This is a genomic window from Ruegeria sp. C12, assembly GCF_056537745.1.
The window spans coordinates 47,805-65,831 of the sequence record NZ_JBQFSA010000012.1; the positions used below are offsets into that span (position 1 = coordinate 47,805).

The following is an 18,027-nucleotide window of genomic DNA, read 5'->3' on the forward strand; positions in this document are numbered from 1 at the left end:
TGAAGGTGGCCGGCAATGAATAGCGCGCAGATACGAATGATTACAGCTGGTTATGCCGGTCTGCCCTTTGGCGGTTTGTCGCAATGTGAGGCAGGATGTGTCGGGGTTTTGGGTGTTCCAAGCGAAGTCGATAGCGGGCCGCGTTCGGGCACTTCCTTGGCTCCAGATGCGCTGCGCAAGATGACCGGTCAGCTTGGGACCGCCCTGCCAGCAAATGGCCGGGATCTGGGAAACCTGGACCTGTCGGGCGATTGGTCCGACGCATTGAAACAGCTTGTGACGCAAATGGTGGAAAACGGCGTTGTGCCAGTTGTCCTGGGAGGCGCGTCTGATGTTGCAACGCCGTTGCTAGAGACCTTACCAGACCTGCCTGTTGTCGCGGCCATGCCGCTGGCCCGGCGTGATCTCACAGACCGACCAGCAAACACGATCTGGCTGGGTTTGAACGGCGGGCAACCTGCCGATGTATGGGATCAGATCAGTCAGCGCTCGATGTTCCGGCGTACCGCGCGGCAGTTGGATGAAGGGCTGACAGGTCTTCCAGAGTGCCCTGAGAGCGCCGTTCTTTGGATTGACATGTCGGTCATTGATCTGGGGCATGCAGCAGGAAGCGTCGGCCTTAATCCCGCCGGGGTGAAACCCGAAACGCTGGTATCCGTCATCGGGGCCATGTCCTGTAACTGGCAGGCGATTGTGATCACTGGCCTCGCACCAGCGCTCGACACGCGGGGCATGTCGGAACTGGCAGCCATCGAAACCCTGAACGCGGCGTTGCACAATGGGTGAAGCGGCGCACATACGGTTTGATACGATTCCCAGTTTTCTGGGCGTATCAATTGGCGATCTGGAAGATCTCGTGCCCGGGCAGGTCGCGATAGCAGGGTATTTCTGTGACAATCTCGATCGGCCAGCAGCAGGGCAACGCTACCTCGCACGGCAGCTTCGATATGCCTCCCGGCCTGAGACAACTCCGGCGAATGCCATTGACTTGGGGGACGTGAATGTATTTCCGCTTGAGCCGGAAAAACACTTTCCCGCAGTTGCCTCGCAATGTGCAGCCGTTTTGGAAACCGGTGCGCGAATGGTGCTGGTTGGCGGCGATTCCAGCGGTCTGGAAGCGCTTGGCGTTGCGGCACAGAAGTTCACAGGTGCGGTTGTTCCTGTCATTCCAGTCACGGGGGGCGTTGCGGGCCAATTGTCCCACAACCAACCGGTGATTCTGTCTGTGGATTTACAAGAGCTTGCGGGCAAATGGGTATCGCACCCGCGTCGCCTGAACGGGATGTCACCCGCCCAGATGATCGCGAAAATTGACGCCACACCAGGCAATGCCATCGCCGCAGCAGTTTTCGGACTTGCCCCGGAATTAGACAATCGCGGCGGAGCTGAGACCCGCGCCGCGCTGGCAATCTTGCAGGCGGTGACTGAGCGTCTTGAGAAAGGAGCGGGTTGATGCCCTTACGATCGGCACCATTGCCGCGCATGGCAGGGCATCTGTCGTTCATGCGCGCGCAGACCAAAGCAATCGATGATGTCAGGTCCGGCGATCTGGCGGTGCTGGGCGTCCCGTTTGAAGACACGAGCGCGCCGCATGCCGGGCAATCCCTGGCGCCGCGTGCATTGCGCGAAACCTCGGTCTATTTCGGCTGGCATGCAAACCCGCAATTCAGTCACCCCGTAGATATCGATGCACGTCAGGACATCAGTACCGACGGCCTGCACGAGCGGCTATGTGACCTTGGAGATATATCGCCGGAGTCTGAGGACGCGATCCATGCAGCATTGAAGGCGGCAATGCGTCAGATCAGCCGCAATGGTGCCTGTGCCATAATATTGGGTGGGTCGGATCGCATGTCCGAGACAGTGCAGAGCGCGCTCCCTCATTGTCAGACCGTGCAGCTTGGCGGCCCGTCGGGCGATGCGCGCGATTTTCATGTGGCGCCCTTGCCAAATGGGCGGGGCACGCCTCGTACCGTGGATACTGCCGCACAGCTTGCAGCGTTTTTCAGGTGGCGAGATGAATCAAAGCCGCTGTTTGTGCGGTTTGATTTGTCCGTGTTTGAAACATCGATCAGCGCGCTTTGTGATCAGCCCCGGATCGGTGGCTGCGATCTTGATACAGTGGTGCAATGGCTTAGCGCCTTGGGACAGCACGAGGTCAGCGCCATCATGTTGACCGGTCTGAACCCGAGCAGGCCCGGAATGGGTGTGGTGAAGGTTGGTCAACGACTTATGGTCACGGCTCTTCTGGCATTTATCTATGCGCGCCTCGGATTTGGTATTGAGCATCCGGGTCGCCTAACCTCCAAGGAAAATGTACTGACATGACTGCAGCTAATACAACATTCCGCCCGCCCCTGGCTCAACCGGGATATCGGCTGTTTGATGGGTCATTGCGCGACGTGACCGACGTCTGTGCGGACCAGATCGGCGTGGTGGGCATGCCGAGCGACTGGACACATTCCAGCCGCCTTGGCACAAGGTTCGGCCCCGAGGCATTGCGCAAGGCGACAAGTCTTCTGCAATCTATTCGTCCGCAAGGGGCTAGCATCGATCCTGATACAGGCCGCCGTACCGTGCCTGCAACCGACTGGCTGATCGATTGCGGCGACGCAGAGATCACAGCGCAAGACGTTGATGCAACGACCGAAGCCATCGCCGCGATGACCGAAACGCTGACCGTTGCAGGGGCGATCCCTCTGGCACTGGGCGGTGATCACTATAACAGCTTCCCGGCCTGTCTGGGCTATTCCCGTGGGCTGACCAAACGTTCGCCAAACGCGCGCTTCGGATATATCCAGATTGACGGTCATCTCGATTTCTCCGACCGGCTGGGCGCGTGGGGCAGCCACAACCATGCAACTAACGCACGCCGGATTTCCGAACTGCCCAACATCGATGTGTCCAATATGGTCTGGATCGGCATCACGGGCTGGGTCGATGGCGGCGATCTCGCGCTCATCGAAGAGCGGGGCGGACGGGTGTTTTCATCTGGCGATGTGCAAAAACTCGGCGCGGCTGAGGTGATGCGTCAGGCCCTTGCGCACGCCATGCAGGGCTGCGACGAGCTTTATCTGTCAATCGACATCGACGCGATGGACGCCGGCTACCTTCCCGGCACAGGCTCCATTGTGCACAGCGGCATTACACCGCGTCAGTATTACGATCTCCTGGATGGACTGGCCGAGGCACCTTTGGGCGGGTTGGACATTGTCGAGGTCTCACCACCGCTTGATCCCTCGCAGCGCACGGAATTCCTGTCGGCGGAAATGCTGTTCCGGATTCTGCGCCGCTTCCGCACTCGACCTGTGACTGAGCCGGTGACGGGGCAATGATGGAATATATTGGAACCCGCCAACTGGGCGGGCTATCACATGCAGGACAAATCCTTGCCCCGGCAACACGTCCTTGGATCACGGATCTTGCAGCGCTTTGCCCATACGAGGGTCTGCAACCCGGTAACCTCCCGGAATTTGAACGCGACCCTGATTGGGACAACTGGGCGCTCACCGACAGCCCCAAAGACCCGACCAAACGTCTGAACTGGCATGTGTTTCAGGGTGATGGAACACGGATGATGGTGGCCGACCGTATGCTTATGAGCCGCATCAGCTGGCAGGATCTGGATGAAGCAGGGTATGTCTTTGGCACAGAAGTGTCGATTGATGGCAGGCCGTTTCGTTGCCGGTTGCTTACCGGCGGTGATATGCCCTGTGACGACCCCTTTCAGGGGGCGACCGGGCCCAATGAATGGGATGCGTTGGTGGGCGGTACCGCCGTGTCGAACGCGCCTCAGCCGGGCCCGGCCAATAGTGCAGACCCGCTTAGCCCGGATCACCTGACCTCGCCTCATAACCGTTTGTGGAACTGGTTCGGGGCGGTCAGTTGGACGGCCGAACCTGTCGCCAACCGCGCCGATGGGCGGGTATGCCGGGGCTATCATGGCCCGACCTATTTTTACGTGAACACTGTGGACCACCGGCATGAAGATATCGGGTGGCGACCAGTTCTTGAGGAAGTGTTATGACTGTAGATTCCTTTCCCAACTATATCGCCGGAACATGGGCCTCTGGCCGCAATGCGTCCCTAAATATCAACCCGTCTGATCTGAACGATACGATTGGCCATTACGCGCAGGCGAGTGCCAGCCAGACGGTTGATGCGATTGAGGCCGCCGCTGCCGCCTTCCCGAAATGGCGCGCGACGTCGCCTCTGGCCCGGTTTGAAGCGCTGGACCGGATCGGGTCGGAGATCCTTGCCCGTGTGGACGAGCTGGGCGACATGCTGGCCCGCGAAGAGGGCAAAACCTTGGCCGAGGCCAAGGCCGAAGCACATCGGTCTGGACATCTGTTCAAATATTTCGCAGCCGAAGCGTATCGTGCAACCGGCGACACTTACCAATCTCTGCGCGAGGGTGTGTCTCTCAAAGTTCTGCGCGAGCCAATTGGCGTTGTCGGCGTGATAACGCCTTGGAATTTCCCACTGTCGATCCCAGCATGGAAAATTGCGCCCGCTCTGGCCTACGGCAACTCGGTCGTGTTCAAACCTGCCGAGCTGGTACCCGGATCAGCTTGGATGCTCTCGGACATCATTGCCCGTGCAGGCCTGCCCGAGGGTGTGTTCAACCTTGTGATGGGCAAAGGCCGTGAGGTCGGGGAAGCGATCGTGACACACCCCAAAGTTTCCGGGGTCACGTTCACCGGATCCACGCCTGTTGGTCGCAATATGGGGGCTGCGCTGTTCGCCCGCGGGGCCAAAATGCAGCTTGAAATGGGGGGCAAGAACCCATTGATTGTGCTGGATGATGCAGATCTGGATCTGGCGGTTCACTGCGCTTTACAGGGCAGCTTTTACTCTACCGGGCAACGATGCACGGCCTCGTCCCGCCTGATCGTTACAGAGGGAATTCACGACGCATTTGTCGACCGTTTTTGTGCGGCAATAAATGACCTCAGGATCGGTGATGCGCGCGCGCCGGAAACCCAGATAGGCCCGGTGGCCAGTGAGGCGCAGTTGGCTATCGACAGACGATACGTTTCTCAAGCCGCGGATGACGGTGCAACACTTGTTGCGGGTGGCGGCGAGGTCAAATCCAAAACCCCCGGATATTACTTTGCTCCGGCCCTGTTTACGGATGTGTCGCCTGAGGCAGCCGTGGCACGTGACGAGATATTTGGCCCGGTTGCTGCCGTGTTGCGTGTACCGGACTATGATGCCGCCCTTGCCACCGCTAACGACTGCGAATTTGGATTGTCTGCGGGTATCGTCACGCGGGATGCGGCCAAGATCGACCATTTCTCACAGAACGCCGAGGCAGGCATGATACAGGTCAATCTGCCCACGGCAGGTATGGATTTTCACGCACCATTCACGGGCCGAAAAGGATCCTCCTATGGCGCGCCAGAAAAAGGCAGCTATTGCCGCGAGTTCTTCACCGCAGCCAAGGTTGTGCACGAGGGGCGTGGGCAATGAGGCAGGCACCATTGAAGGGCATTCGCATTCTTGATCTGACCAACGTGCTGGCCGGTCCGTTCTGCTGCCACCACCTAGCGCATTTAGGGGCCGAAGTTATCAAAGTCGAGGCCGCTGGCCGAGGCGATCTTGCCCGCCAACTGGGGGCCGACCCAGAACTGAACAAGGCCAACATGGGCGTGTCCTTTCTGGCCCAGAACGCGGGTAAGAAATCGGTCACAGTCAACCTGAAGAACGCACGGGGTCGAGAGATCTTTCTAAAACTCGTCGAAACGGCAGATGTCGTGGTGGAAAACTTCCGGCCCGGCGTCATGACGCGCCTAGGCGTGGGCTACGAGACCCTAAAGGAGGTCAATCCGACGCTGATCTACTGTGCCATCTCCGGCTTTGGCCAAGAGGGCCCGTGGATCCACCGCCCGGCCTATGACCAGATTATCCAGGGCACGTCGGGTGTGATGTCGATCACCGGGGATGGCGAAAGCGCGCCGTTGCGCGTTGGATATCCGGTGGCAGACACCGTGGGTGGTATCACCGCAGCCTTCGCGATTTCATCTGCCCTAAACGCCAATCCGCGCGGCACATTCATTGATGTTTCGATGCTGGAATCGGTGCTGGCGACAATGGGCTGGGTGGTGTCGAACTATCTGATCGCGGGCGTCAATCCGACCGCCAACGGCAATGAGAATCCCACTTCGGCGCCTTCCGGCGCGTTTGAGGCCAGGGGCGGGTTAATCAACATCGCCGCAAACAAGGACCAGCAATGGGAGCTTCTGACTGACCACCTGGGTTTGGCCGTGCTGCGCGAACGTCCTGAATATGCCACGCGTGAGGATCGCAAACGCAACAGGCTGGCTCTGAAAACAGAGCTTGAGGTCGTGTTAAAGACCCGACCACCGCGCGACTGGGCCAAAGAGCTCAATAGCATCGGTGTTCCGTCGGGAGCGGTTTTGACAGTACCGGAAGTACTGGAAATGCCGCAGGTGGCAGACCGCGGATTCCTCGGCCAGTTTGAAAACGTCCCCGGCGTCGGACGAGACATTCAGGTGGCCACGACCGGGATCAAACTGGACGGTAGCGCGCCCACCGTCGATGCACCACCGCCCACATTGGGGCAGCACAACACTGAAATTTGGAGCGAGTTAGGGCTTTCACCAGAAGACATTGAAAAACTGGCAAAGGAAGGTGCGATATGACGGAGCCCGCGGGAAACAGTGATGCAGATGCCATTCGCCATTGGTGGCGCACCGCAATTATCGATATGGCGCCAGGGCGGATCGCCTTTCGCGGCCACCCGATCCAGGACCTTATAGGTTCTGTTAGCTTTGCTCAGATGATCTGGCTCATGGTGCGGGGCGATATGCCAACGTCAGAACAAGCGGCACTTTTTGAATGTGCGCTGGTGGCGGGCGTGGATCATGGTCCGCAGGCGCCTTCGATTGCCGCCGCTCGTATGGCCGCGACCTGCGGGCTAGGGCTTAACAACGTCATGGCCACTGGGGTCAACATGCTGGGTGACGTCCATGGCGGCGCTGGTGAACAATGCGCCGAGCTTTATTTCGACGTTGCTAAACGGATCGATGACGGCGCTGAACAGGACGCTGCCGTCCGCGACGGTATCGCCGCCTGGCGTGAGGAATATGGCAAGATTGTCTCGGGCTTTGGCCACCGCTTCCACAAGCCCGTCGATCCCCGCGCCCCGCGGTTGATGGCGCTGGTGCGCGAGGCTGCCATGTCTGGTACGGTGGATGGGCGGTTTGCCGACATCGGTGAGGCAATTCAGGCGGAAATTGGACGCAAGCGCGGTACCGAGATCGCAATGAATATCGATGGGGCCACGGCTGTTATCTTTTGCGAGCTGGGTTTTCCACCCCCGCTCTCTCGCGGTCTGTTCTGTCTCTCCCGCTCGGTCGGCGTCTTGTCTCATGGCTGGGAGCAGATGCAGCTGGGCGGCCGGAACAAAGGGCCAATGCCACCACGCTATCTGCCGGAGTATATTGGTGTCACATCGGAGCGCTAAGCCGATGAACATTGATGGCGCGACCGCCGCAATTCACGCCGAACTTGGCTTTAAAGCCCCACTCGCGGGTGGACTGTTCTGACGTCAGCGAAGCGCGCCAAGTTGCCATTTGTGCAAGTGCAGTGAATTTAAGCTTTGTCCTGAATCTGTGTGGAAACCCCGGCTGGTCAGCGACAACTGTCGAAAGTGGTCATTATCCGCAAACTCTGGCGTAGCTGGAAGATGTCCTGGCCGTTCTGCAAAAATGAATTCAACGCAAGAGACCGCAGCAATGAGTTTTCTCACCGCCTCTTCGTATGGCGCCTATTGGCTGTCCCGCAGCGTAATTGCCGCAATCAGGGCGGTCCAGGACTTCACGTCGCGGCATCGCTCCGTGGAGATGAATGAAAGTACTAGACGACTGGTCTATTTGCATGCATCAAGCCATATGCAATCTCGTACAGATTCCACCAAAGACCACATTCTCAGCACTGGCAGAGGCCTCGTTGCCCAACGGGGATTTGCGGGTATGGGGCTGAACGAGTTGCTAAAAAACGCGGCGGTGCCCAAAGGGTCGTTTTACCACTATTTTTCTTCGAAAGAAGATTTTGGCAGCCAGCTGCTTGAGCAATACCTGACGCAATACCTGTTCCGGCTTGACGAGATACTAAGCGTCGATGGCCCCGATGCGCGTGCGCGATTGATGCACTACTGTTCCCTTTGGATCAGCACGCAAACATCGGGAGATGCCTGCGCACAATGTCTGATCGTGAAGATTGGCGCAGAGATATCAGACGTCTCGGATGAAATGCGTTCCATACTTGAGAGGGGAACTCGACAGATTGGTGCACGCCTTTCTCAAGCGATTATCGACGGGCAGGCGGACCTCTCAATATCTCAATCCGTCCAGCCGGATTTGCTTGGCCCGGCGCTGTACGAGATGTGGTTGGGCGCGAGCCTGATGGCGAAGCTGTCACGTACACGCGACCCGTTTCTGAATGCCATGGAAACAACCGAGCTTTTGTTGCCTCCGCCTTCTCAAAACTCAAAGGAAAATTCTTGAAAATCTTATACAAAACCAGTGCCACAGCGACTGGTGGGCGTTCTGGCGTCAGCAAACTCGATGACGGTAGCTTTCAGGTCGACACAGTGCCTCCAGGCAGCAAGACAGAAGGCGTGAACCCCGAGCAGCTTTTTGCGCTTGGCTACAGCGCGTGTTTTGACAATGCGATGCTGAGGGTGGCGCAGTGCATGAAATTGGTGCCAACCGCGGGTTCGACAACAATTGAAGTTGGCTTAGCGCACCTCGAAAGCGGTGGCTTTGGGCTTGATGTTGATCTCTATGCAAACATCGTCGGCCTGTCTGAAACCGAGGCACAATCTCTCCTGACCGCCGCGCATAAGGTTTGCCCGTACTCCAACTCCTTGCACGGCAACGTCGATGTCCGCCTGCATCTCAACCATTCATCCTGAAAAGAGACTCCAATGACACAAACTACCGACACAAACCGCCGGGTCGTCCTTGCCCAACGTCCGATTGGTGCCCCGGATGCCGATACACTGCGTCTCGAAACATCAGACGTGCCGGTCCCCGGTGAGGGTGAAATGCTGCTGCGGACAGAGTATCTGTCGCTTGATCCCTACATGCGTGGCCGGATGAACGATGCAAAATCCTATGCCGAGCCTGTGAAGATTGGTGAAGAAATGACCGGTCAGGTCGTCGCAGAGGTCGTCGCTTCCAATATCGAAGAATATCAGCCGGGTGATTACGTCCTGGCTGGTAGCGGGTGGCAGGATTATGCGATCTCGGACGGGTCAATGGTCGTAAACTTGGGCAAGAACCCGCAAAATCCTTCCTGGTCCTTGGGTATTTTGGGAATGCCGGGATACACGGCCTATGCGGGTTTGTTGAAAATAGGTGAGCCCAAACCCGGCGAGACTGTCGTGGTCGCTGCAGCTTCCGGCCCGGTTGGCGCCACTGTTGGCCAGATAGCAAAGATCAAGGGTTGCCGTGTGGTGGGCGTTGCAGGTGGCGCGGAAAAATGCGCCCACGTCGTCGATAACCTGGGCTTTGATGCCTGTATTGATCACAGAGCCGACGACTTTGCCCGGCAACTTGCGGCAGCATGCCCCGACGGCATTGATGTCTATTTCGAAAATGTCGGCGGCAAGGTCCTATATGGTGTTCTGCCTCTGCTTAATCCGTTTGCCCGGATGCCGGTCTGCGGTGTGGCCGCCTGGTACAATCTTTCCGGCCTGCCCGAAGGGCCCGACATGTCCCCCGCCATCATGGGGGCAATCCTGCGCATGAAAGTGAAGGTACAGGGCTTCATCATTTTCGACAGTTTCGGTCCCGAGACCTACAAGGAATTTGTTGAGGACATGACGGGTTGGCTGAAGGAAGGTAAAATTCAATACAAAGAGCAGGTAGTGCACGGGCTTGAAAATGCGCCCTCTGCGCTCAACGATCTCCTGGTCGGCAAGAGCTTCGGCAAGATGGTGGTCAAGGTTGGTCCGACCTGATCCTTGGGTAGGTTGCTGCGTTGAACTACCTGTCGGCAGGGTAACACATTCGGAATTAATATTTGGATAGGGGCACGTATATGGCTGTTTTGAATGGTGATGCAATTTGTACTCGGGACGATCTGGTGCAATTTGAAACTGAAATGACGCTTAATCAACGCCTGCCGGAGCGAAGTATTCTGGATGTGTTCATTGCCAGCGCCGATCGGCATCCAACCTCCACCGCAATCACCATGTTGATGACCGGTGCCGTGGACGAACAGCCACGCCGCGTCAACTACAGCCAGTTGTTGGGCATGATCCGCAGCGCTGCCAACTTGTTTTCCTCGTTGGGCGGTCCCGCGCCTGGCGTCGCTTATATGCTGCCCTCTCTCATCCAAACCTACGTGACTTTGTGGGGCGCTGAAACAGCGGGTTACGCGGTTCCGATCAATTTTCTGCTGCAACCCGAAAGCATTGCCGAATTGATCAAGGCGTCGGGTGTCAAGATCCTGGTGGCGCTTGGCCCACACCCACAGCTGGATATCTGGGAAAAGGCGCTGGAATTGCGTGACCAGATCCCCGGCCTGGTTCTTGTGCGTGTCTCGCCCCCCGGAACTCCGCCCGAAGAAGGGGCGGTTGATTTCGGTTCGGCCATGGCTGAACAGCCGGCGGACCACCTGATTTTTGGCGAGCCGCGCAGTGGTGATGACATCGCGGCCTATTTTCACACCGGCGGCACGACGGGTGTTCCCAAACTCGTCGCGCACACCCATCGCAGTCAGCTTGTGTCGGCATTGGGTGGTGCCGTTATGTGCGGATACAGGTCAGACGATGTCATGACAGCAACGCTGCCGCTGTTTCACGTGGCCGGCACCATCGTCGCCGGGCTCAGCGCGTTTATGGCCGGGGTCGAGCTTGTCGTGATGTCCCCCGGTGGCCTGCGTAACCCGGCAATCGTCGAAGGATTCTGGCGTCTGGTCGCGCAGCACAAGGCGACTGTGGTCGGCGGGGTTCCAACGGCAATCAGCGCGGTATTGCAGGTGCCCGTCGGGGACAATGATATCAGCGCCTTGCGGACCGGTCTGACCGGCGCAGCATTGTTGCCGCCCGCGGTTGGAGCACGCTTTAAGGAGGTGACGGGGCAGCATCTGCATGAAATCCTTGGAATGACCGAGTCGTCCGGACTGGTCAGCATTGATCCTTTGTCGGGCCCCGGCGCGGTCGGGTCGGTTGGATGGGCCTTGCCTTATACACAGGTCGATATCCTGCGCCTGAACGAAGACGGAAGCCTGGGAGATCCCTGCGAGACCAATGAGATCGGTGTCATAACTATCAAGGGGGAACACGTTTCACCTGGGTATCGCGACCCGGCCCACAACGCCGGGGTGTTTGATGACGATCGGCTGAACTCGGGCGATCTGGGGTACAAGGATGACCAGGGGCGCATCTATGTTGCTGGTCGCTCAAAAGACCTCATCATCCGCAGCGGTCACAATATTGACCCGGCGATGATTGAAAATGCCATGACCGCGCACCCGGCGGTCAAACTGGCTGCGGCGGTTGGAATGCCCGATGCTTATGCCGGAGAACTGCCAGTATGTTTTGTCGAATTGCTTCCGGGTGCCGACGTGAGCATCGAAGACCTGCACCAGCATGCCCAAAGTTCAATTGATGAACGCCCTGCGTGGCCGAAAAATATCCTTTCCGTTGACGCGATTCCTCTGACGACAGTCGGCAAGATCTACAAACCAAGCCTACGCTGTGACGCCGCCAGAATGAGGATCACGGATCTGGTGCAGAGTGAGTTGGGACTGGCCCATGCAAGTGTTGATGTCGTTGCTGGTGGCAGCCGCGGCATGCGCGTCACCGTGACCCTTTCCGAAAACGAACGATCATCCATTGGGGAAGTCGAGACTGCGTTGGCGGCCTTTCTGTTCGAGGCATCGGTGCAAGTGGGCTAGGACAGAACCGCATTATCCGCTGCCTCAGCGTGTTTCGGATCGTGTGCAGGAACCAAATAACCGTTTCTGAAACGCACAATGGCTGCGTTGCTTGCTCAACCTTTCTCACTTCGGCGCCAAAGCGGCCATTCAGCAAAGGTCCCTGAATGGCTGGAAAGAGCCCATACTGCAAGAATTTTGCCTTGCAGCGAATGCCGGCTATTGGGAGATCTCCAAAATCTCTTCGTGAATTCCGGTCGCGCCCCATCGAACGATCTCTGACAGGATTGGCAGTAGGGCCTTGCCTCGCGGCGCGAGAGAGTACTCGACTTTTTTCGGCACAACCGGATATTCCTTTCGGTTGAGCAGACCCAACTCCGTCATATCCTTCAACTCCCGGCTCAGGATGCGCGGTGTCACTGGCTTGCCCAAGCCGCCCTTGACCAATGAGCGTCCGATCTCGCCGAACCGCTGCGGCCCGCGATGGAGGACGCACAGGATGTGTAGCTTGTAGCGTCCTCCCACGATCTTGTTGAACGCGATGGCCGGGCAGAGCGAGATGTGGCTCATGTCGAGACCGGTTAGAAGGGACACGCTTGGCCCCTTATGGGTGTCGTCATCAAGCGCCATAGGAAATCTCATACTATCGTTTTTGTCCGTATTTACGAAATCGTACTACCCCCTGTAGACTGTAATCAATGGCAAATAGGAGAACGGACATGACGAATGTCGATGCAGCCGACACCCAAACTAAAGTGAAAGCAAAGACAAACTCGAAAACAGGTGAAATCGAAGCCTCTGCAGATTTCGATACGACGCCAGAGCGCCTGTTTCGGGCACTCACCACGCAGGAAGTCTGCAACTGGTGGGTCCGACCGGGTGTGTTCAATACCCAGGAATGGAGCGGTGATGTCCGGGAAGGCGGCCGTTGGGCTGCAGCAGGCATCGGCGGAGGGCAACCATACCAGCTTGAAGGAGAGTTCGTGGCCATCGAAGAACCAATCCGGCTGTCGCAGACTTGGAGCGCGGTCGGCGCCCCCTTTGAACCCGCCATGCTGACCTACGAGTTAGAGCCGCGATCAGAGGGTGTGCAACTCAGACTAAGGCATAGCGGACTGCCAAACGCTGAAGTTTGCGAGAAAACCCGCGCCGGTTGGGAAACCAGCCTCGCGCGACTTCAGGAGATCGTAGCCGCCGAGAAGCGTTGAACCTTCGCATGGCCTATGATGAAGCCCTTGCCGCCCGCGTCCGGAACGCTTTGTCAGAAGCGGGCGAGCTGCGTGAAAAGAAGATGATGGGGGCGCTGTGCTTCATGATCCGCGAGCATATGTGCTGCGGTGTAACCGGCAATGCGCTCATGGTCCGGGTAGGGCGGGATGGTTATGATACGGCCTTGGCGCAAGATCATGTTCGCCCTATGGAGATGACCGGTGGGCGCAGACCGCGCGGGTTTGTGCTTGTCGATCCGCCCGGGGTGGAAACCAACGAGACATTGAACCGTTGGCTCACGTTGGGTCTGGGCTTCGTGTCGACGCTGCCAGAAAAGTAGCAATCTGGTCTAACTTGTGGCACGATTTCACCCCGTCTGGACCTGACCTCGGGAGTTTTCCACGCCATCGGATATTCTCGAATTCTATGGTATCGTCAATCCTTATACGGTTCCTCGGAGAAATAATTGATGCCTGAGCCTAAGCCAGTTCTTGACCAAATCAATATAGTTGCCTCCGATGTCGATGCATGCGCTGCGTTCTATCGTGAGCTCGGCGTCAATGTCCCTAAACTATTTCCAGATAAGTCGGGCACTTGCTTCCATGCCGAAGGTAAAGCTTCCGAAGGCGTTCTCCTCGAAGTCGACTCGGAAGCCTTTGCAAGAATGTGGAATGAAAGCTGGGCCGCAAAGAAATCGCTTTCGGGTCGAACGGTGCTGGGCTTTCGTGTCGTCGAAAGGGCGCACGTAGACCAATTGCACGCGAAGATGGTTGATGCCGGATATCGCTGCCTTCAAGCGCCCTTCGACGCCTTTTGGGGCGCTCGCTACGCTATCATCGAGGACCCCAGCGGCGTTGCTGTCGGAAAAATGAGTCAAGCCAAGGACGAATATCGATCATTACCGCCCGATCTATAGGCTGTCAGACGCGACGCAGCCTTGCGCAGATAACAAGACCATATGCGATCCTTCATCGCGAATGCGGACGTTGGAGCAGGTGCAGCGAAATGGCGCTTGGTCCGCATCGTGATCCTTGAGGCAAGATGCAGCGAATTACCGGAATGGACCTCAGCCCAACCTATCGAAAGCCACCATCAGTTGGGCAAATAAAACTCCGTAATCCCCCGCTTCCCTTCGGCGCGCCCAAGCTGGACGATCACATGGATGGACTTGCGGATGTATTCGCGCACCTCGGCGAAGGTCAGCGGCGTGCCTGCCTGCAACACCATGATCGCCAACCGATCGATAGCGAGTTCGGCAGTCTCTGCGTGAATGGTGGAGACCGACCCGCCATGCCCGGTGTTGATCGCTTCGAGATAGGTCAGGGCCTCGGCGCCGCGCAGCTCGCCGACGATGATCCGGTCCGGCCGCATGCGGAGCGATGCCTGCAGGAGGGCATTGGCGCTGCGTTGCGAGCCGGGACCACGGTCGGCCAGCAGGGCGACGGTGTTGGACTGGCCGGGGAAAAGCTCGAAGGCGTCTTCGATGGTGATCAGCCGCTCGTGCTCGCTCACATGGGTCAAAAGGTGCCGGGCGAAGGTGGTCTTGCCTGTCGAGGTGCCACCGCTAATTAGGACGTTGAGCCGCGCCTCGACCAGGGTCTGTAGGGCCGCCTCAAGTCTCTCTTCAGCGAGGCAAGCAATGTTCTTCATCTTCTCGGCGCGGAGCGCATCAAGCGAGACCGCCTTGCCGAAGAGATAGGCAGGAGCGTAGTCCCGGACGCTGCCCGAGGCAAAAAGGCGGATAGTGATCGACGCACCACGATCGATGGCGGGCGGCACGGCGACCTGGACCCGAAGGGGGCGGCCCGCATATTCCACCTTGCCGGACACGAGGGGGTTCTTTTCAGAGACGCGGGCCTTGGCGTCGCCGACGATGGTCTGGGCCATGTTGAGGGCGGTGGTGCGATCCACGGTCTGACCTTCGTGGCGCATGGTGGCGTCCCCCGCGACCTCGAGCCAGACCTTGCCGTCCGGATTGATCGCGATCTCGACCACGTCATCGCGCCGCAGAAGGTCGCGAAAAGGGTCGAGATACCGTTCGAGGTAGGAGGCTGGCGATGCCTGCTCCATCAGTAAATCACCACGTCGCGGTCCACGAGCACGGTGACAGAGGCCCCCTGATTGACATAAATCGTGGGCGCGATCGACACCTGGTCGGCAATGACCGATCCAACCGCATCCTGAAGATCGCTGCCGACATCGCCGAGGACGATGCTTGTGGTCTCATTGTTGGCGCTTTCTGCCGCCACAGCTGGTGCCGCCCCGATCACGGAAATCAGCGCCGCCCCGCCGAAGCGCTCGGCAAACTTGGTGTCGACGAGGCCGGTGAGGCCCGAGCGGCCGAGCTGGTCTCCGCCCACGGCGGCGATTTCCATCGAGGTGCCATCCGGGGTCAGGACGCGGGTCCAGAGGATCAAAATGCGTTTCTGGTGCATGTCGATCCCAGAGCGGTATTGGCCAAAAAGGCGGGAGCCCCGGGGGATCAGGATCCGGTCACCGGAAAACGCCGAGACCGACTCGGAGACGACCGCGACCACGGAGCCCGGCAGATCGCTGTTGATGGCGGTCTGGAGCGCGGCCTGAATGACGGACCCTTGGGTCAGTGTGCGCTCGGGGTAAGCGAGGCGGGCCGCTTCTTGCACCTCGAGCGGGCGGGCGGTCTGCAGGAACTGCTCATTGCCGGAAAGTGCGGGTCCCCCGGTGCCAGCGGCAGCTGGATCGGCCACAGCCGCACCGCTTGCGCCGCCGCGCGGCCCGTCGGCATAGACCACGGCGGGAGACTTGATCTGCGCCGTCAGAAGCTCTTCGGCGACCCGCTCGGCCTCGCGCTGACGCTGCTCCTCTTCTTGCCGACGGCGCTCTTCGAGAAGGCGCTGGTCAGCGATCAGCCCTTCGCGGTCGAGCTCGGCCTCGAGCCCCTCGCGCTGCGCCCGTTCGGCATCGAGCATGGCCTGCAGGCCTTCGATACGGGTCTCGGTCTGGCGCTGTAAGTTGGCCAGCTCGGTTTCCTTCTCGGCGAGCGTCGCTTCAAGGGCCGCCTTCTGTTCATCGAAGGCTTCGCGCAGGTCAGAAACGGCGGACTGGATTTCCGAGTTGCGCGCGGCCTGACTGGCAGCGAGGGCCTCGCGGAGTTTGGCGATCTCGGCCAGCACCTCGGCGCTCGGTTCCGGGGCAGGGGCCGCGGGCACATCGAGCGCTTCCTCGACGGCGATCAGCGCGTCGTTGACCCGTTGTTCGGTTTCGTCGGGCGGGAACTCCAGCCGTCCGCCGGTGCCGGGGCGACGGTCCTGGAAGGTCTCGACATCGGAGGTCTCAAGCGCGCTATCGCCCTCTTGCAGTCCGGTTGCCAGGAAATACGCGACCCCGGCGCCGCCAAGGGCGAGGGCCGCGGCGAGGGCACCGACCCCGAGGCTGTTGCCCCGGCGTTTGGATTTGCCGCGCTGGCTGAACTGGTCGAGGCGGTCCTGAAGATCGGGAGGGGTTTGATCGGCCATGGTCAGTTGCTCACGTAGATGGCGCTCTCATCGCGCCAGGCGCAGATCGCCTCGTCCCCGATGCGCAGCGTCCAGTAGGTGTTCACCCCGAGCACCCGGACCGTGTTGCCTTGCTGGGTCCAGTTCACCGTGCGCTCGCGGCCTTGGTCATCGGCCTTGAAGAGGGCGGGCTGGCGACCGTTCTCCGGGAAGACGAAATAAGTATAGCGCCCGTCGTCATAGATATGGCTGGGGCGGAAATCCCCTTCTCCCGAGACGCGGTAGTTGTAGTTGCGCGGGGCCTCGAAGCCCTTGGGCTGTGTGGCACCCGCCGCGCGGCGTTCCTCATCGGGGTAGCGGAAGCGCACCTCGAAGAACATGCCGGTGCGGTTTGGGATCGAGCCCTCGCGCAAGTGGAAGGAATAGATACGGCGGTTGGTGATAACCGTCATGTTGGTCGAGGCATTCGCCACATGCGGTTTGATCGTCAGCACATTGCCAAGCTCTGGGATTGGGTCGACCTGGAAGCTCTCGGTGTCGCCGACGATCACCGCCTCAAACCGCTCGCCCGCCCCGAAATGAATCGTCGTCGAATGCCGAAGATCGGTTTCGATCCGGTAGACCTGGTTTTCATTGTAAACGGCAGTTCGGATGCGGATGTCGAGCGGGCCGCCTTGGGGCGTGGCCTCGGCGTTTGCGGCAACAGGAAGGGCAAGCGCCAGGAGGAGCGCGGGCAGGGATTTCATTTGGATCAGTTCTCCAGGGTCTCGGCGTCGACGCGGTAGGAGGTCACCACGAAGCCCAAGGGGTTGGCCCAGACGTCCTGAAGGCGCTGGCGGGTTTCGGGTTGGAAGTCGTAGCCGACGGTGGCGACATAGGACCGGGTCACTGTGCGGGTATCGCGGGGGCGGCGGAGTGTCCTCGTGAAGCGGACCTGGGCCACGCCGCGCTCGATCTGGTTCACGGACTTGATCACCACCTCGATCTTGGCGTCGCGGCCATAGACGGTGATCGGGTAATCTTCGTTGGTGGAGGACCAGAGATCGCGCAGGGTGCGGGCGGCGTCACCATCCGAACGGTCGAGGACCGAGTTGATGCGTTGCTCGCCATCGGTCAGGTCATAGGTTTCCCGGTCATCGACGTAAGATACGAGATTGGCCTGGATGATGGCGTCGCTTTCGGACAGCGTCAGGGCCTGAACGGTGGCCACGCGGTCCATCTCGCCGGTTTCCTTGTCGACCACGACCACGAAGGTCTCGGTCGTTTTGAGGGGAAAGAGGCTCGCGCCCGCGATCATGCCGGCGACACCGACCAGCACGCCTGCCGCCGCAACGAACCAGGCGAAACGCTCACGCCGTCTTGGCCCGTAGATGAAATCCGCCTCGAAGGCGTCGCGGTCAGGCGCGGGGGAACTGGTCACAAGCTTCTTCAA

The 18,027-nt window shown here is 59.2% G+C and carries 20 protein-coding genes; 15 read left to right on the top strand and 5 right to left on the bottom strand.

Annotated elements, in window-relative coordinates; all coding sequences use genetic code 11:
- The first annotated feature begins 36 nt into the window (after positions 1-36).
- The 12 genes from ACR0C9_RS20535 to ACR0C9_RS20590 all read left to right on the top strand — a co-directional run bounded on the left by ACR0C9_RS20535 (position 37) and on the right by ACR0C9_RS20590 (position 11,934).
- Positions 37-786 (top strand): arginase family protein, encoded by a 750-nt coding sequence (locus ACR0C9_RS20535; RefSeq protein WP_480781916.1) that lies wholly within the window; start codon positions 37-39, stop codon positions 784-786.
- Positions 779-1,453: an arginase family protein gene (locus ACR0C9_RS20540; protein ID WP_170627214.1), complete on the top strand. Its 675-nt coding sequence runs from the start codon at positions 779-781 to the stop codon at positions 1,451-1,453. Before ACR0C9_RS20535 ends, ACR0C9_RS20540 begins: the two co-directional genes overlap by 8 nt.
- Complete coding sequence (locus ACR0C9_RS20545; protein WP_170627212.1) at positions 1,453-2,328, top strand: arginase family protein; 876 nt, start codon at positions 1,453-1,455, stop codon at positions 2,326-2,328. Before ACR0C9_RS20540 ends, ACR0C9_RS20545 begins: the two co-directional genes overlap by 1 nt.
- Positions 2,325-3,335, top strand: a complete 1,011-nt coding sequence (locus tag ACR0C9_RS20550; RefSeq protein ID WP_170627210.1) for an agmatinase family protein — start codon at positions 2,325-2,327, stop codon at positions 3,333-3,335. Before ACR0C9_RS20545 ends, ACR0C9_RS20550 begins: the two co-directional genes overlap by 4 nt.
- A complete protein-coding gene (locus ACR0C9_RS20555; protein ID WP_170627208.1) occupies positions 3,332-4,027 on the top strand; it encodes a hypothetical protein in 696 nt (231 codons plus the stop codon). Before ACR0C9_RS20550 ends, ACR0C9_RS20555 begins: the two co-directional genes overlap by 4 nt.
- Positions 4,024-5,472: an aldehyde dehydrogenase family protein gene (locus tag ACR0C9_RS20560; RefSeq protein WP_170627206.1), complete on the top strand. Its 1,449-nt coding sequence runs from the start codon at positions 4,024-4,026 to the stop codon at positions 5,470-5,472. The genes ACR0C9_RS20555 and ACR0C9_RS20560 overlap by 4 nt, the downstream gene beginning before the upstream one ends.
- Positions 5,469-6,665: a CoA transferase gene (locus ACR0C9_RS20565; protein WP_170627204.1), complete on the top strand. Its 1,197-nt coding sequence runs from the start codon at positions 5,469-5,471 to the stop codon at positions 6,663-6,665. The genes ACR0C9_RS20560 and ACR0C9_RS20565 overlap by 4 nt, the downstream gene beginning before the upstream one ends.
- The gene (locus tag ACR0C9_RS20570; RefSeq protein WP_170627203.1) at positions 6,662-7,489 is read left to right on the top strand and encodes a citryl-CoA lyase; all 828 of its coding nucleotides are present in this window, start codon (positions 6,662-6,664) and stop codon (positions 7,487-7,489) included. The genes ACR0C9_RS20565 and ACR0C9_RS20570 overlap by 4 nt, the downstream gene beginning before the upstream one ends.
- A 271-nt stretch (positions 7,490-7,760) precedes the next feature.
- Positions 7,761-8,531, top strand: coding sequence for a TetR/AcrR family transcriptional regulator (locus ACR0C9_RS20575; protein ID WP_480504034.1), 771 nt, complete (start codon positions 7,761-7,763; stop codon positions 8,529-8,531).
- Complete coding sequence (locus ACR0C9_RS20580; RefSeq protein WP_170627201.1) at positions 8,528-8,941, top strand: organic hydroperoxide resistance protein; 414 nt, start codon at positions 8,528-8,530, stop codon at positions 8,939-8,941. Before ACR0C9_RS20575 ends, ACR0C9_RS20580 begins: the two co-directional genes overlap by 4 nt.
- A 12-nt stretch (positions 8,942-8,953) precedes the next feature.
- Positions 8,954-9,991 carry an NADP-dependent oxidoreductase gene (locus ACR0C9_RS20585; RefSeq protein WP_170627199.1) on the top strand — a complete coding sequence of 346 codons (1,038 nt, stop codon included), beginning with the start codon at positions 8,954-8,956 and terminating at the stop codon, positions 9,989-9,991.
- A 143-nt stretch (positions 9,992-10,134) separates the two neighbouring features.
- Positions 10,135-11,934, top strand: a complete 1,800-nt coding sequence (locus ACR0C9_RS20590) for an AMP-binding protein (RefSeq protein WP_480781917.1) — start codon at positions 10,135-10,137, stop codon at positions 11,932-11,934.
- 198 nt (positions 11,935-12,132) lie between these two features.
- Here ACR0C9_RS20590 and ACR0C9_RS20595 read toward each other — a convergent pair whose 3' ends face one another.
- Positions 12,133-12,543 (bottom strand): winged helix-turn-helix transcriptional regulator, encoded by a 411-nt coding sequence (locus ACR0C9_RS20595; RefSeq protein WP_170627195.1) that lies wholly within the window; start codon positions 12,541-12,543, stop codon positions 12,133-12,135.
- 89 nt (positions 12,544-12,632) lie between these two features.
- Here ACR0C9_RS20595 and ACR0C9_RS20600 point away from each other — a divergent pair, with 89 nt between their 5' ends.
- From ACR0C9_RS20600 to ACR0C9_RS20610, 3 genes are all read left to right on the top strand, one after another.
- Positions 12,633-13,121: an SRPBCC family protein gene (locus tag ACR0C9_RS20600; RefSeq protein ID WP_170627193.1), complete on the top strand. Its 489-nt coding sequence runs from the start codon at positions 12,633-12,635 to the stop codon at positions 13,119-13,121.
- Positions 13,122-13,129: 8 nt separating this feature from the next.
- Positions 13,130-13,462 (top strand): TfoX/Sxy family protein, encoded by a 333-nt coding sequence (locus ACR0C9_RS20605; protein ID WP_170627190.1) that lies wholly within the window; start codon positions 13,130-13,132, stop codon positions 13,460-13,462.
- Between the two features lie 129 nt (positions 13,463-13,591).
- The gene (locus ACR0C9_RS20610) at positions 13,592-14,038 is read left to right on the top strand and encodes a VOC family protein (RefSeq protein WP_170627188.1); all 447 of its coding nucleotides are present in this window, start codon (positions 13,592-13,594) and stop codon (positions 14,036-14,038) included.
- Positions 14,039-14,214: 176 nt separating this feature from the next.
- On the opposite strand, the gene ACR0C9_RS20615 is transcribed toward ACR0C9_RS20610, so the two are convergent.
- From ACR0C9_RS20615 to ACR0C9_RS20630, 4 genes are read right to left on the bottom strand one after another with little or no spacing between them, the layout of a single operon-like run.
- Complete coding sequence (locus tag ACR0C9_RS20615) at positions 14,215-15,192, bottom strand: ATPase, T2SS/T4P/T4SS family (protein WP_170627186.1); 978 nt, start codon at positions 15,190-15,192, stop codon at positions 14,215-14,217.
- A complete protein-coding gene (locus tag ACR0C9_RS20620; protein WP_170627184.1) occupies positions 15,192-16,616 on the bottom strand; it encodes a TrbI/VirB10 family protein in 1,425 nt (474 codons plus the stop codon). The genes ACR0C9_RS20615 and ACR0C9_RS20620 overlap by 1 nt, the downstream gene beginning before the upstream one ends.
- Before the next feature lie 2 nt (positions 16,617-16,618).
- A complete protein-coding gene (locus ACR0C9_RS20625) occupies positions 16,619-17,341 on the bottom strand; it encodes a TrbG/VirB9 family P-type conjugative transfer protein (protein WP_170627182.1) in 723 nt (240 codons plus the stop codon).
- Between the two features lie 5 nt (positions 17,342-17,346).
- Positions 17,347-18,027, bottom strand: coding sequence for a VirB8 family type IV secretion system protein (locus ACR0C9_RS20630; protein WP_170627180.1), 681 nt, complete (start codon positions 18,025-18,027; stop codon positions 17,347-17,349).